At 60.4% G+C, this 14,554-nt stretch carries 14 protein-coding genes; 9 read left to right on the top strand and 5 right to left on the bottom strand.

Annotated elements, in window-relative coordinates; all coding sequences use genetic code 11:
• Positions 1–138: 138 nt before the first annotated feature.
• The 7 genes from cobU to E4P00_RS07370 all read left to right on the top strand — a co-directional run bounded on the left by cobU (position 139) and on the right by E4P00_RS07370 (position 5,427).
• Positions 139–660, top strand: coding sequence for a bifunctional adenosylcobinamide kinase/adenosylcobinamide-phosphate guanylyltransferase (gene cobU / locus E4P00_RS07400; RefSeq protein WP_032880036.1), 522 nt, complete (start codon positions 139–141; stop codon positions 658–660).
• Positions 657–1,712: a nicotinate-nucleotide--dimethylbenzimidazole phosphoribosyltransferase gene (gene cobT / locus E4P00_RS07395; protein WP_248131055.1), complete on the top strand. Its 1,056-nt coding sequence runs from the start codon at positions 657–659 to the stop codon at positions 1,710–1,712. The genes cobU and cobT overlap by 4 nt, the downstream gene beginning before the upstream one ends.
• Positions 1,709–2,284 carry an alpha-ribazole phosphatase family protein gene (cobC, locus tag E4P00_RS07390; protein WP_032880038.1) on the top strand — a complete coding sequence of 192 codons (576 nt, stop codon included), beginning with the start codon at positions 1,709–1,711 and terminating at the stop codon, positions 2,282–2,284. The genes cobT and cobC overlap by 4 nt, the downstream gene beginning before the upstream one ends.
• A 2-nt stretch (positions 2,285–2,286) precedes the next feature.
• Positions 2,287–3,015: an adenosylcobinamide-GDP ribazoletransferase gene (locus tag E4P00_RS07385; RefSeq protein WP_078821983.1), complete on the top strand. Its 729-nt coding sequence runs from the start codon at positions 2,287–2,289 to the stop codon at positions 3,013–3,015.
• Positions 3,016–3,057: 42 nt separating this feature from the next.
• Positions 3,058–3,462: a MarR family transcriptional regulator gene (locus E4P00_RS07380; protein WP_005790150.1), complete on the top strand. Its 405-nt coding sequence runs from the start codon at positions 3,058–3,060 to the stop codon at positions 3,460–3,462.
• 63 nt (positions 3,463–3,525) lie between these two features.
• A complete protein-coding gene (locus E4P00_RS07375; protein ID WP_164365808.1) occupies positions 3,526–4,725 on the top strand; it encodes an MFS transporter in 1,200 nt (399 codons plus the stop codon).
• Between the two features lie 150 nt (positions 4,726–4,875).
• Positions 4,876–5,427 carry a redoxin domain-containing protein gene (locus tag E4P00_RS07370; RefSeq protein WP_005790144.1) on the top strand — a complete coding sequence of 184 codons (552 nt, stop codon included), beginning with the start codon at positions 4,876–4,878 and terminating at the stop codon, positions 5,425–5,427.
• Between the two features lie 65 nt (positions 5,428–5,492).
• Here the strand turns inward: E4P00_RS07370 and E4P00_RS07365 are convergent, their stop codons facing one another.
• The 4 genes from E4P00_RS07365 to E4P00_RS07350 form a co-directional block, all read right to left on the bottom strand.
• On the bottom strand, positions 5,493–6,770 hold the full coding sequence (locus E4P00_RS07365) for an outer membrane protein transport protein (protein ID WP_005790143.1): 1,278 nt from the start codon (positions 6,768–6,770) through the stop codon (positions 5,493–5,495).
• 146 nt (positions 6,771–6,916) lie between these two features.
• Positions 6,917–7,399 carry a hypothetical protein gene (locus E4P00_RS07360; protein ID WP_078821982.1) on the bottom strand — a complete coding sequence of 161 codons (483 nt, stop codon included), beginning with the start codon at positions 7,397–7,399 and terminating at the stop codon, positions 6,917–6,919.
• 275 nt (positions 7,400–7,674) lie between these two features.
• Positions 7,675–7,899 carry a hypothetical protein gene (locus E4P00_RS07355; protein WP_005790139.1) on the bottom strand — a complete coding sequence of 75 codons (225 nt, stop codon included), beginning with the start codon at positions 7,897–7,899 and terminating at the stop codon, positions 7,675–7,677.
• A 442-nt stretch (positions 7,900–8,341) separates the two neighbouring features.
• Positions 8,342–8,647 (bottom strand): hypothetical protein, encoded by a 306-nt coding sequence (locus E4P00_RS07350; RefSeq protein ID WP_216091913.1) that lies wholly within the window; start codon positions 8,645–8,647, stop codon positions 8,342–8,344.
• Positions 8,648–9,104: 457 nt separating this feature from the next.
• Here E4P00_RS07350 and E4P00_RS07345 point away from each other — a divergent pair, with 457 nt between their 5' ends.
• Positions 9,105–9,428 carry a hypothetical protein gene (locus E4P00_RS07345; protein WP_032880044.1) on the top strand — a complete coding sequence of 108 codons (324 nt, stop codon included), beginning with the start codon at positions 9,105–9,107 and terminating at the stop codon, positions 9,426–9,428.
• 175 nt (positions 9,429–9,603) lie between these two features.
• Positions 9,604–10,968 carry a DNA recombination protein RmuC gene (rmuC, locus tag E4P00_RS07340; RefSeq protein WP_177464428.1) on the top strand — a complete coding sequence of 455 codons (1,365 nt, stop codon included), beginning with the start codon at positions 9,604–9,606 and terminating at the stop codon, positions 10,966–10,968.
• Between the two features lie 61 nt (positions 10,969–11,029).
• Here rmuC and E4P00_RS07335 read toward each other — a convergent pair whose 3' ends face one another.
• Positions 11,030–14,500: a PAS domain-containing hybrid sensor histidine kinase/response regulator gene (locus tag E4P00_RS07335; RefSeq protein WP_248131053.1), complete on the bottom strand. Its 3,471-nt coding sequence runs from the start codon at positions 14,498–14,500 to the stop codon at positions 11,030–11,032.
• Between the last annotated feature and the right edge of the window lie 54 nt (positions 14,501–14,554).

Genomic DNA, 14,554 nt, shown 5'->3' with positions numbered 1-14,554 from the left:
GGGAGGGGGCTTGCTCCCGATAAGTGCTTCACAGTCACTGAGGTATCGACTGATACACCTTAATCGGGAGCAAGCCCCCTCCCACAATGGATGGTATCAATCGCAATTTTTTCGGCTGGCTGGAAAAGGTATTTGCTCATGTATCAATTAATCCTCGGCGGTGCCCGTTCGGGCAAGAGTCGCCTGGCTGAAAAGCTCGCCTGCGACAGCGCTTTGCCGGTCACTTATATCGCCACCAGCCAACCGCTGGATGGTGAAATGAATCAGCGGGTGGCGCTGCATCGCGAACGTCGCCCGGATCATTGGGGGCTGATTGAAGAACCCATCGAGCTGGCGCATGTGCTGCGTGAAAACGCCGCTACCGACCGCTGCCTGTTGGTGGACTGCCTGACGTTATGGCTGACCAATCTGCTGATGCTCGACGATAGCGATCGTCTGGTGTTCGAGCGCGATCAACTGCTGCAAACCCTGGCCTCGCTGCCGGGTGAAATCATTTTTGTCAGCAACGAGACCGGTCTGGGTGTCGTGCCGCTGGGCGAATTGACTCGCCGCTATGTGGATGAAGCCGGTTGGCTGCATCAAGCCTTGGCCGAGCGGTGTCAGCGTGTGGTGTTGACGGTTGCCGGCCTGCCCCTGACTTTGAAAGGTACTGCGTTATGACGGACTCCTGGTGGCTCAACCCCTGCAAGGCCATTGATACTGCGGCCCATGAACAGGCGCTGGCGCGTCAGCAACAATTGACCAAGCCCGCCGGTTCCCTCGGCCAGATGGAAGCGCTGGCGGTGCAGCTGGCGGGTTTGCAGGGCCAGGTCAAACCGTCGGTGGAGCAACTGTGGATCGCGATTTTTGCCGGCGATCACGGTGTGGTGGCTGAGGGCGTATCGGCGTTTCCCCAGGCGGTCACCGGGCAGATGCTGCAAAACTTCGTCACCGGTGGTGCGGCGATCAGCGTGTTGGCGCGGCAACTGGATGCGCAGTTGGAAGTGATTGATCTTGGCACGGTGACGCCCTCGCTGAACTTGCCCGGCGTGCGTCATGTGAATATCGGCGCGGGCACGGCCAACTTCGTCGATGGCCCGGCGATGACCCAGGCTCAAGGGCTGTTGGCATTGCAAGCCGGCCGAGACAGCGCGCACCGCGCTCTGGAACGCGGTGCGCAGGTGTTTATCGGCGGCGAGATGGGTATCGGCAATACCACCGCGGCCAGCGCGTTGGCGTGTGCATTGCTGGATTGCCAGGTGAGCGACCTGACTGGCCCGGGCACAGGTTTGAATGCAGCGGGCGTCAGCCACAAGGTCGCGGTCATCGAGCGCGCTTTGGCGCTGCATGCCGGGCAACGGGGTGATGCGTTGCAAACGCTGTTCAATCTCGGCGGTTTTGAAATTGCCGCGTTGGTTGGCGCTTACCTGGCCTGTGCGCAGGCAGGTATCGTGGTGCTGGTGGATGGGTTTATCTGCAGCGTTGCCGCGCTGGTGGCGGTGCGCTTGAACCCGGCGTGCCGCGAATGGCTGGTGTTCGGGCATCGCGGTGCCGAGCCGGGCCATCGCCATGTGTTGCACAGCCTGGATGCCGAACCGCTACTGGAACTGGGCTTGCGCCTGGGCGAAGGCAGCGGCGCGGCGCTGGCGGTGCCGTTGTTGCGTTTGGCCTGTGCGTTGCACGGGCAGATGGCAACCTTCGCCGAAGCGGCCGTGGCAGATCGCCCCGCATGACCTTGCACCTGGACCTGCTGCGCCACGGCGAAACCGAGCTGGGCGGCGGCCTGCGCGGCAGCCTGGACGATGCCTTGACCGCCAAGGGCTGGGCGCAGATGCGAGCCTCGGTGGTGGGGCAGGGGCCATGGGATCGGTTGATCGGCTCACCGTTGCAACGCTGCGCCTTGTTTGCCCAGGAGCTGGGAGCACAGCTCGGCCTGCCGGTCAGCCTTGAGCCGGCTTTGCAAGAACTCCACTTCGGTGCCTGGGAAGGCCAGAGCGCCGCGGCGCTGATGGAGACCGATGCCGAAGGGCTGGGTTTGTTCTGGGCCGATCCCTACGCGTTCACGCCGCCCCAAGGCGAGCCTGTCAGTGCATTTTCCGAGCGGGTGCTCGGCGCAGTGTCACGCCTGCATCAGGCTTACGCCGGCCAGCGCGTGTTGTTGGTCAGCCATGGCGGCGTGATGCGCCTGCTGCTGGCCCGGGCGCGTGGGATGCCGCGCGAGCAACTGCTGAACGTCGAGGTCGGCCACGGCGCGCTTTTCAGCCTGCAGGTCGGTGCCGACGGCGTACTGAAAGAAGGATCGTGACGATGTTGCCGTTCTGGATCGCCCTGCAATTTCTCAGCTGCCTGCCGATCCGCTTGCCGGGTATGCCGCAGCCTCAGGAGCTAGGCCGTTCGTTACTGTTTTATCCGCTGGTGGGACTGCTGTTCGGTCTATTGCTGTGGGGGTTGAACCTGGTATTGATGGGCGCGCCCTTGCTGCTGCACGCCGCGCTGTTGCTGACGGCCTGGGTGCTGCTCAGCGGTGGCCTGCACCTGGATGGCCTGGCGGACAGCGCCGATGCCTGGTTGGGTGGCTTTGGTGATCGCGAGCGCACCCTCAGCATCATGAAAGATCCGCGCAGCGGGCCGATTGCGGTGGTTACCCTGGGCTTGGTGCTATTGCTCAAGTTCAGCGCGTTGGTGGCCTTGATCGAGCAGCATAATGGCGCCGCCCTGATCCTGGCGCCGTTGATCGGACGGGCTTCGATGCTGGCGCTGTTTCTTACCACGCGCTATGTGCGGGCAGGAGGGTTGGGCCAGGCCTTGTCGGACTACTTACCGCGGATTGTCGGCCAGCAGGTGCTGATCCTCAGCGGATTGACCTGCATCCTGATCGGTGGTTTCAACGGCGGTATTGCGGTGTTGCTGGCGGCGCTGTGCTTTATGGGGCTGCGTCACTTGATGATCAGGCGCCTTGGCGGTACCACGGGCGACACGGCAGGCGCGCTATTGGAACTACTGGAAGTCGCTGTCCTGGTCGGGTTGGCGCTGTAACGCTTTCTTGCAATTCCTTAACTCCGGGTATATACACGCTCTATGCTTGCTTCCCAATGTTTATGCACCAACCTGCGACGCGCCGCCCGTGGCGTCAGCAGGCATTACGACGGCGCTCTCGACGGCTTCGGGATCAACGTCGCCCAGTATTCTTTGCTGTGTAACCTGCAGCGCCTTGACCAACCGAGCATTTCCAGCCTGGCCGAAGCCATGGGCCTGGATCGCAGCACCCTGGGGCGCAACCTGCGTGTTCTGGAGGGAGAGGGGTTGGTGCAATTGGTCGAGGGCGATGACCTGCGAAACCGCCTTGTGCTGTTGACTGAAAGTGGCCAGCAGCGATTGGCCGCCGCGTTGCCGGCATGGGAAGCGGCGCAACAGAAACTGATTGATAAGCTCGGCGCTGAAAAGCGCGAAACCTTGTTGGCCTTGCTGGATGAACTCGCCTGAACGGCGGTTTGTTCGACTACAAGCGGGTATATACCCGCGAGCGGAGAATAAAAAATGACCTCGATGTGGCGCACCAGCGGTTGGATCCTTGTGGGGAGTGCGCTGATCCTGGCGTTGTCCTTGGGCGTACGGCATGGCTTCGGCCTGTTTCTGGCGCCGATGAGCAGCGAATTCGGCTGGGGGCGTGAGACCTTCGCCTTCGCCATTGCCTTGCAGAACTTGATCTGGGGCCTGGCGCAGCCGTTTACCGGCGCCTTGGCCGACCGTTTCGGCGCAACCAGAGCGGTGTTTGTCGGCGGCGTGTTGTACGCCGTGGGCCTGGTGCTGATGGGGATGTCCGACTCCGCGTGGTCATTGTCCCTGAGTGCAGGCTTGCTGATTGGCATCGGCCTGTCCGGTACCTCGTTTTCAGTGATTCTCGGTGTGGTCGGTCGCGCCGTACCGCCGGAAAAACGCAGCATGGCCATGGGCATTGCCAGCGCCGCCGGGTCCTTCGGCCAGTTCGCCATGGTGCCCGGCACTCTCGGCTTGATCGGTTGGCTGGGCTGGTCCGCAGCGTTGCTGGCGTTGGGCTTGATGGTGGCGTTGATCCTGCCGCTGGTTGCCATGCTCAAGGACCGGCCGTTGCCGGTCACGGTCGGTCAGCAAACCCTGCGCGAAGCGTTGAAGGAAGCCTGCTCTCACTCCGGGTTCTGGCTGCTGTCTTTTGGTTTTTTTGTGTGCGGGTTCCAGGTTGTGTTTATCGGTGTGCACTTGCCGGCGTACCTTGTCGACCAACATCTGCCGGCCACGGTGGGCACCACGGTGCTGGCCTTGATCGGTCTGTTCAATGTGTTCGGCACCTATACCGCTGGCTGGCTGGGCGGGCGCATGTCCAAGCCGCGCTTGCTGACCGGCCTGTACCTGCTGCGGGCGGTGGTGATTGTGTTGTTCCTGTGGGCGCCAGTCACTGAAGTGACGGCCTATCTGTTTGGCATGGCGATGGGGTTTCTGTGGTTGTCCACCGTGCCGCTGACCAACGGCACCGTCGCGACGTTGTTTGGCGTACGCAACCTTTCGATGCTCGGCGGGATTGTGTTCCTGTTCCATCAACTCGGTTCGTTCCTCGGCGGTTGGCTGGGCGGGGTAGTCTATGATCGAACCGGCAACTACGATTTGATCTGGCAGGTGGCGATTCTGCTCAGCCTGCTCGCCGCGGCCTTGAACTGGCCGGTGCGTGAGCGGCCAGTGGCGCGTGTGCAGGCGCAGATGGAGGCGGCATGAGGGTAGCGGTGCGCTTGATGGTGATGGCGGCAGGGTTGCTTCTGTTGCTACTGGCCTGGTGGGGTTGGCAGCAAGGTGGCCTGGCGTTGATGCAACTGGGCATGGCGATCTGTTAAGTTCAATGCCTGAACTGACTCAAGGACTTTGATCATGTTGATGCGCTGGCTCGCTGTACCCGTCCTCATGGCTGTTGGCAGCGTGGCCATGGCCGCCAGCTGCCCGTCGCTGCTTACGGGCCAATTGCCCAAACTGCGGGCCAAGGAATCCATTGACCTGTGCCAGCAATTCGCTGGCAAACCCTTGGTGATCGTCAATACGGCGAGCTTCTGCGGCTTTGCCCCGCAGTTCAAGGGCCTGGAAGGCTTATATCAACGCTATAAGGGCGAAGGCCTGGAAGTGATTGGCGTGCCGTCCGATGACTTCAAGCAGGAAGCCAAGACCGGGGAGGAGACCGCCAAGGTCTGCTACGTGAATTATGGCGTGACCTTCACCATGACCGAGCCGCAGAAGGTCAAGGGGCCGGATGCGGTGCATCTGTTCAAGGTCCTTGCCGAGCAGGCCGACGCGGCGCCGAAGTGGAACTTCTACAAGTACGTGGTTGACCGCCAGGGCAATGTTGTCGCCAGCTTTTCCAGCCTGACCAAGCCGGACAGCCCGGAGTTGATCAAGGCGGTCGAGCAGGCGATAGCATCCAAACCCTGATAACCAGCCACTGAAAAGCCCCGCCTCCTTCACAGGAGAGCGGGGCTTTTTTATACGGTCGCGGTTTAGAACTTGTAGGTCATGCCCAGGCCGAAACCGTTGGCACTGTTTTCATACTTGGCGTTGTAGCTGGCCAATTGGTTGGAGCGCGAAACCTTGACGTCTTCTTCCTTCAGGTAGGAGTAGGCCAGGTCGATGGTCATGTTCGGCATGACCTCGTAGCCCAGGCCCAGGCTGAAGATCGTGCGGTCGCCGGTCGGGATGCGTGGCGAACGATCCGTGTTGTTGGTAGGCGACTGGTCGAAAGTCAGGCCGGTACGCAACACCACTTGCTTGGTGAGCTGATACGAAGTACCCACGGCATAGGCCCAGGTATCGTGCCAGTTCTGGTCTTCCTTGATAGTGCCTACCAAGGCAGGGGCGAGCGCGCCGCCTGTTGCGCCGGACACGCCGTCGTTCTTGACGGTGATGTCTTTCAAGCGGCTCCAGCGTGTCCAGGTTGCACCTGCATACAGCTTCCAGGCGTCGGTCAGGTCTTGGGTCACCGACAGGTCGTAGGACTCAGGCGTATCGATCTTCAGCGACGCATCGTAGCGATTGCTGCGCAGGGCGGCAGCGGTCGCGGCTGGTGCGGTGACTTCGGTGTGGCCGTCCAGCTTGTAGCTGACCTTGGAGTGATAGGTCAGGCCGACGCGGGTGGTATCGGTGGCTTGTACCAGCACGCCGATGTTGAAGCCCAGCGCGGTGTCGTCACCCTTGATCTTGATGTTGGTGTCTGGCGCGAGAGCGTTCAGCGTCAGGTCTGATTCCAGGGTGCCGGCGATGCGGTTGATGGTCGGGCCAAAACCAACGGAAACACGGTCGTTGAAGGCGTAGCTGACCGTTGGCTGGAAGGTGATGACTTTCACTTCACTCTTGCTGCCAAAGCCACGGCCCTGGAAGCCGCTTTCGTAGTCGGTTACCAGGCCGAACGGTGCATAGACACCGAAGCCGACAGCCCACTGATCGTTGAGTTTATTGGTGTAGAAACCGAAAGGGACGGCGGTGAATGGCACCATGTCGCCTTTGTTGCTGCCGCGGGAGCGGCCGCTGACGTCGCTGATATCAGTAGAAGCATCAATGGCTGCAACGCCGCCGGTGATCTGTTGACCTTCCAGGCGTGCCATACCGGCAGGGTTGCCGAACACAGTGCTTGCATCATCGGCAGAAGAAGATCGACCTGCAAAACCAGTACCCATCCCGCTGACGCTCTGTTCGTTCAGGGCAAAGCCGCTGGCGAATAGTTGGGAGGATGCCATGGCAACGGCGAGGCTAAGTGTGGTCTTGAGCATTACTTTTTTCATTATTAGAACTCCGAGGTGATCACCGCAGCGGAAAGTAACAATAAATTTGCGATCGCGCTATAGGGTGTAATGCAGGAGATAGAGCGGTTTTGTAGGACAATCCGACCAGATTCGCTGTTTTTTGCCGAATCTTGCAATTTACCCGGTCAGCAGATCACCTGTTTCATGGCTGGAACACAGGTTTGCCAGGCTTGGGTGAAATCCCGCAGCCGACCTTGAGGGTGGAATATTTCTTTCCAGATACGCGCCATGGCCAATACGTCGCCTGGGGCGGGGAGTGCTGGGCGATGTTGTTCTACCAGCAGCCAGGCGATTGCCGTGGCGTATCGCAGGTTTACCGTCAACTCCAACTGGGGCGCACTCAGAAACGCATGTTGGCTGGCCAGCCCGCGCACCAGGCTTGCGCGTTCCGGGTCCAGCGCCAGGTATTCGTCCCAGAGGGCACGGTGGCGGGGTTCAGTGATGCTATAGAGGCCATGGCCGCGCCGATCATGCAGGGCCGACCCCAGTTCTGACTGGCTGGCGGCGATCCCCAGTAACAAGGACTCGGCTGTTGGGTTATGGCAGCCGAGGTAGGTCAAGGTCGGCCTGATCACATAACGACACAATTCGCTGGCGGCAATACCCATACAAGCCTCAGTCCATAAATGGGGTTGACGAGCCTGAGAAGGAGGGCTTGGCAGCGGTGAATCGGATCTCAGGCCCGTCGCAAGCGGACGATGCCGCTTGAGTTGAAGTGTAGTGTCATATTCATGATGTAAAGGACTGTTTTTAAAACATCTTATCTATTCAGTTATAACGTTTATATCTATCGGTGCTTAGTAAATACCGGCCCGCGCCAAATTTCAGGCAATAAAAAACCCTGTTTTTCAGACAGGGTTTTTGTTTTCAGCGACTCGGTCGATCAGGCAGTCAGTGCCTGACGGGTACGCTCGATCACGGCCTGCAGCGGTTCTGCGCTGGAGTATTGATCGGGGTACAGGCGTTCGCTGTGACGAGCGATACCGTGTTCATTGACCAGGGTGAAGCTGAAGCAGCCTTTGCGAGCGGCCATGATCAGGCAGTTCATTGGGGCAAAAGCGTTAGTGAGGGTGCGAATGGCATCCTGAGTGTGGATTTGAGCGTTCATATTATTGGTGTTCCTACAAATGACACGGATAAGAACCGTGCAACGTTAAAACGTTCCAGTAACGCTGATCACCATTGATCAAACGAAGAACCTGACTGGAACAAAGCAGCCAGTTTGAAGCGCTAATAATTTAGGCGCGCTTGGGCTGGCAGGTAGGTACTTAGGAGGGCAGGCAACACAACAGGGGCAAAGGTTCTGGGCCCGGGGTGAAGATCCTGATCAATTTGCAGGTTGGTTCGGTCAGAGTATGTAAACTTCGCGACACCCTTTGCTTGTTCAAAGGCAGTGTCGTCGCAAGCGATACCTGGAAACCATCGAGGTGGTCGATCCCGTGTGGTTCAGGGGACTTGTTCGACCAGAATTGACTTTCAGCTTGGTACTAACGCCGCGGATAGTAACGGAATGAAGCAGGGAAGGGAAGGGGGTTGGTAAAAAATTTTAATCAGCCGCCGAGCAGTCCACGATAGACCAATACGGTCATAGACGCAGCCAGGGCGCAGCCCAGTGCGTAAGCGGCGAGCGTCAGGCGCAAGGACTGGCCGGTCTCGATCAGTTTCATGACCTCGTGAAGATCATTGATCCGGCCGTCACTCAGTTCGATGCACAGGCTCGCGGCGGTAAAGGCGGCCGAGAGCAAAATCGCGATAGCGAACAACGCGCCGTCCGGAGAGGGTAGCGCTGCATTGATTCCCAACGATGTCGCGCAGATGGCCAACAGCAGCATGGCGAAAAGCAGAATTCCTTTCATCGGCCCTACAGAGTTGCGTTGACGGTGGCGCAGTGTGGCGAGCCGGGACAGATTTGAAAAGCCCCCGGGTTTGTCCTGGCAGTAACATGTTTAACGCGTGTTGAATCAAAAAACGCCGGCGATATAACCCTTGAATAGTTACTTGTGCACATTGGTTGCGGCATGTGTAACCCTCCTGCCACTCACCGCGAAGGGCGCCCATTTGCCTGTAATCAAAATTTAAGTCAATGAAAAATCTGGCTTTTTTTTATTGGTGAAAAAATCGTCAGTTTGACCGGGGGCCCCGTTCCATGGGCCTTTGCGCGAGTTCAAGGAGGGTTGTCCACTGAGTTATCCACAGCTTCTGTGGATTGTCCCAAGCGCTTGCTCTAGGACGGGCGTGCAGGTTTTTTTCAGCTTTACCTGTACGAAAAAAAGAGTAGAGTGGCGCGCCTTCCGTTCTGTCCCACAGTGCTTTATGAAGTTTCGCTCAGTATCACCTTCTGTTACCGACACTACTCAAACTGTTACCGCACCCAAGCGTTTTTCCTTGAAGGTCGCTCTGTGGCTGCTCGACAGCCCGCGTCTGGGCCAGAGCCGCAACGTCAAGCACTTCGCTGGGCGTTTGCTCAAGCAGCCTGCCCGGGAAGGCGTGGTGGCCGCACAGAGTCGTCTCGGCCAGCTGATGTGCCGCGAGTGCGGAAACGCACGTGACCGGCGCATTGGTCATGATCTATTACGCTCGGCCGCTCGCGCCGGCGATCGTCGCGCCCAGAGTGAACTGCGCCAGGTCGAAGACTGAGCTGTCTTCGGGCCCTGTGCTTGGTTACCCTTGATCTTTTTTGGTGATGGCAGAAATGGCTATGGTTTTTGACTGGACCAGTATTGCCTTGGGGCTCGTTGGCGCAGCCGTACCGTTACTGGCGCTGTGCTGGCAGATTCAGCGGCGCTTGAACGCGCGCAACACCGGGTGGGAACTGCTGGAAGAACGCCTGGCAAACGCGCAACTGGCCCAAGAGGGGCTCGCCGCCCAGCTGGATGCCAGTCGCGATGAAATCAGCGACCTGAGCCAGGCCAACGCCGCCAAACAAGCCGACCTGGCGGCACTGGGTCGCGAAGTCGAACTGTTGCAGATCGACCGCGATAACGCCCGCGATGCCGCCCATGCCTGGAACCTCGATCGCAGCGCCAAGGAAACCGAACTGCGCCGTCTCGACGCCTTGGCCGCAGCCCTGAGCGCGGAATTGCGCGAGCAACAGGAGAGCCATCAGCAGCGCCTCACTGACCTGCAAGGCTCACGGGACGAGCTGCGTGCGCAGTTCGCCGAGCTTGCCGGTAAAATCTTCGACGAGCGTGAACAGCGCTTCGCCGAAACCAGCCAGGAACGCCTGGGCCAGTTGCTCGACCCGCTCAAGGAGCGCATCCAGTCCTTCGAGAAGCGCGTTGAAGAAAGCTATCAAAACGAAGCCCGTGAGCGGTTCTCCCTGGCCAAGGAGCTTGAGCGCCTGCAGCAACTGAACCTGCGCCTGTCGGACGAAGCCACCAACCTGACCCGCGCCCTCAAGGGGCAGAAAACCCAGGGCAACTGGGGGGAACTGATTCTTGAGCGGGTGCTGGAACACGCAGGCCTGGAAAAAGGCCGCGAATACCAGACCCAGGTCAGCCTCAAGGGCCCGGATGGCGAGCGCTTCCAGCCGGACGTGCTGATCATGTTGCCGGGTGACAAGCAGGTGGTGGTCGACTCCAAGGTCAGCTTGACCGCCTATCAACAGTACGTGGCGGCGGATGACGAAGTGATTGGCCAGGCGGCGTTGAAGCAGCATGTGCTGTCTTTGCGCAATCACGTCAAGGGCTTGGCCGGCAAGGACTACAAGCGCCTGGAAGGTTTGCACAGCCTGGATTTCGTTCTGCTGTTCGTACCGATCGAGGCGGCTTTTTCCGCGGCCTTGCAGGCTGAACCGAATTTGTTCCAGGAAGCCTTCGATCGCCATATCGTGATTGTCAGCCCCACCACCTTGCTCGCCACCCTGCGGGTGATCGATAGCCTGTGGAAGCAGGAGCGTCAGAGCCAGAACGCCCGGGAAATCGCCGAGCGTGCCGGTTGGCTGTACGACAAGTTCGTGTTGTTTATCCAGGACCTGGACGAAGTGGGCAACCGGCTGCAGCAGTTGGACAAGGCTTACAGTGCGGCGCGCAACAAATTGACGGACGGGCGTGGGAATCTGGTCAGCCGTACCGAGCAGTTAAGGTTGCTCGGCGCCCGAGCCAGCAAGAGCCTTCCGGCGGATTTGCTGGAGCGAGCGATGACAGATTCGGATGGCGTGGCGCATCTCCCCGAATAGACTTGGGGCCAAATGTGGGAGTGGGCAAGCCCCTCCCACATTTTGACCACGCACGACCCTTTTACAAGGGCAGGTGCCTGCTCAACAGTGCCCTCAACGCCGCCGGCTTCACCGGCTTGGCCAGGTAGTCCAGCCCCGCCCCATGCACCTGCGCCACCATCTCCGGGCGCCCGTCGGCACTGATCACCACGCCGGGAATAGGCTCGGCCAATTGCGCTCGCAGCCAGCCCATCAGTTCGGTGCCGGTTTCGCCGTGGTCCAGGTGATAATCCACCAGCGCCAGTTGCGGTCGCATACCGTCGGCCAGCAGCGCTGCGCACTGGGCCTGGTCGGTGGCGGTCCAGACTTCGCAGCCCCAGCGTGTCAGCAGGCTGCGCATACCGATCAGGATGCTTTCCTCGTTATCCACGCACAGCACCCGCGCACCGCTCAGGGGCAGGCCGTTCTCCACGGCGGCTTTTGGCTGCGGGCTGGCCTGGTTGCGCGCCAGCGGCACGCACACGCTAAACACGCTGCCCTTGCCCGGCCACGAGCGCACGCTCAGGCGATGGCCCAACACGCGGCACAGGCCGTCGGCAATCGCCAAGCCCAGGCCCAGGCCCTTCTCGGCGCGGGTCTGGTGGCTGTCCAGGCGCTTGAATTCTTCGAAGATCACTTTTTGCTTGTCCGGCGGAATGCCCGGGCCTCGGTCCCATACTTCCAGGCACAGTTCGCCCTGACGTCGACGTACGCCCAGCATTACGGGCCCGTCGGCATAACGGAAGGCATTGGTCAGAAAGTTCTGCAACACCCGCCTCAGCAACTTGATGTCGCTGTCCACTCGCAGGCGGCTGCCGCGCCAACGGAAGCGCAAGCCTTGCTCATGGGCCAGCGCCTTGAATTCTGCGCCCAGGGTGTCAAATAGCTCATTGAGTACAAAGGGCTGGCGTTGTGGATTGATCTTGCCGTTTTCCAGGCGCGATATGTCCAGCAAGTCGCTGATCAGGTCTTCGGCTGAGCGCAACGAGCTGTCCAGATGCTGCACCAGTTGCCGCGCCTCGTCGGACAGGCCGTCGTGCTGGTGGGAGAGGGCGGCGGAGAACAGACGTGCGGCGTTCAGCGGTTGCATCAGATCGTGGCTCACCGCCGCCAGGAATCGCGTCTTCGATTGGCTGGCAGATTCGGCCACGCCTTTGGCGTCGGTCAGCGCCACGTTGAGCTGCGACAACTCATGGGTGCGCTCGGTCACTCGCTGTTCCAGGCCCTCGTTTGCCTCGGTCAGTGCCTGTTCGGCTTCGCGGAACGCGGTGATGTCGGTGAAACTCATGACAAAACCGCCACCGGGCATCGGGTTGCCGATCAACTCGATCACCCGGCCATTGGGAAACAGGCGCTCGGAGGTGTGCGCGCGGCCCTGGCGCATCCAGTGCAGGCGTCGCGCCACGTGCACTTCGGCTTCACCCGGCCCGCACAGGCCGCGCTCGGCGTTGTAGCGAATAATGTCGGCAATCGGCCGGCCGACGCTGATCAAACCGTCCGGGTAGTTGAACAGCTCCAGGTAGCGCCGGTTCCAGGCCACCAGCTTGAGCGACTGGTCCACCACACTGATGCCTTGGGTAATGTTCTCGATAGCGCCTTGCAGCAGGGCGCGGTTGAATTGCAGCACCTCGGAGGCTTCGTCGGCGATGCGTACTACGTCCTCCAGCTGCATTTCCCGGCCTTCAATCGCGGCTTTCACCACTGCCCGCGTCGAGGAGGCGCCGAGTACGCCGGCCAACAAACGCTCGGTATGGGCGATCCAATCGTTGTCGGCATTCTGGTTGGGGTTGAAGCCTTTACCCTGGCGATAGGCAAAGCGAATGAAGCTCTGCTGGGCACGTTCTTCGCCGACGAAACGTGCAGCCAGGCTGAGCAGGTCGCTGATCTGCACCGACAACATGGAACGAGCATTGGCGCGCTGGTTGATTTCCTGGCCGATAAACCGGCCGGCCTGCCAGTGCTCGGAAACTCGCGTGCGCGACAGCATCGATACCCAGACGAAGAGGGTGAAGTTACCCGCCAGGGAGAACACTGTACCCAAGGTCAGCGACGTCACCGACAGCCCGAATGGGTGGGAGTGCATCCAGGTCAGGCCGGGGAAAAGGCTGAGCGACCAGCCAAGGCTTTTCGCCGTCACCGGTAGGACCAAGGTGTAGAACCACAGGAATGTACCGGCGGCCAGGCCGGCAAATACACCGCGCCGGTTGGCCTGCTTCCAGTAGAGCGCACCGAGCATCGCCGGGGCCAGTTGGGTCACGGCGGCAAAAGCGATCTGGCCGATGGTGGCCAGGCTGGCAGTCGAGCCCAGCAGACGGTAGCTCACATACGCCAGCAGCAGAATGATCACAATGCTCACCCGGCGTACCGAGAGCATCCAGTGGCGGAACACTTCGAACGGCCGCTCGGCGCTGGAGCGGCGCAGCAACCACGGCAACAGCATGTCGTTGGAGACCATGGTCGACAACGCGATGCTGGCCACGATGACCATGCCGGTGGCTGCCGAAGCCCCGCCGATGAACGCCAGTACGGCGAGGGCCGGGTGGGCCTGGGCCATCGGCAGGCTGATCACGTAGGAGTCGGGCAGCACCGAACCGGGCAACAGCATTTTTCCGCCCAGGGCGATCGGTACCACGAACAACGCGGCGAGGATCAAGTACGCCGGAAATACCCACTTGGCCAGGCGCAGGTCCTGCGGGTCAATGTTCTCAACGACAGTCACATGGAATTGCCGGGGCAGGCAGATGATCGCCATCATGGCGACGCCAGTCTGCACCACCATTGATGGCCAGTTGATCGTTTCTTTCCAGTATTCCTCCAGGCGCGGCGCGAGCATGGCCTGGCTGAACAGATCGCCGAAACCGTCGTACAAGCCGTAGGTCACAAACGCGCCGACCGCGAGAAATGCGAACAGCTTGACCAAAGACTCAAAGGCAATCGCCAGCACCATGCCCCGGTGGTGTTCGGTGGCATCGAGGTTGCGCGTACCAAACACGATAGTGAACAGCGCCAGCACCAGCGACACGATCAAGGCGGTGTCCTGAGCCCGGGTACCGGTGGTGTCGGGGCCTGCGCCGATCAACAGGTTTACGCCCAGCACGATGCCTTTGAGTTGCAGCGCGATATAGGGCAGCACGCCGACCAGACAGATCAGCGCGACCACCACCGCCAGGGATTGGGATTTGCCATAGCGAGCGGCGATAAAGTCGGCGATGGAGGTGATGTTTTCCTGCTTGCTGATCAGGATCATCTTCTGCAGCACCCAAGGCGCCAACACCAGTAACAGCACCGGCCCCAGGTAGATCGGTAAAAATGCCCACAGCTGCTCGGCGGCTTGGCCTACCGCTCCGAAGAACGTCCAACTGGTGCAGTACACCGCCAGCGACAAGCTATAGACCCACGCACGCACCCGGGGTGGCAGCGGCGCATGGCGGCGGTCACCGTAAAAAGCGATGGCAAACATAATGGCCATATAGGCCAGGGCAACGGCGGCGATCAGCCCGCTGGACAGCGTCATGGTAACTCCGAGCATAAGAACACCCGGGCATTCCGGGCCCGGTTGGACAGTCTC

This window comes from Pseudomonas sp. B329 (assembly GCF_023127835.1).
GTDB classification, from domain to species: Bacteria; Pseudomonadota; Gammaproteobacteria; order Pseudomonadales; family Pseudomonadaceae; genus Aquipseudomonas; species Aquipseudomonas synxantha_A.
Note: the sequence above shows the minus strand (reverse complement) of the source record. Positions and strands in the feature narration are given on the sequence as shown.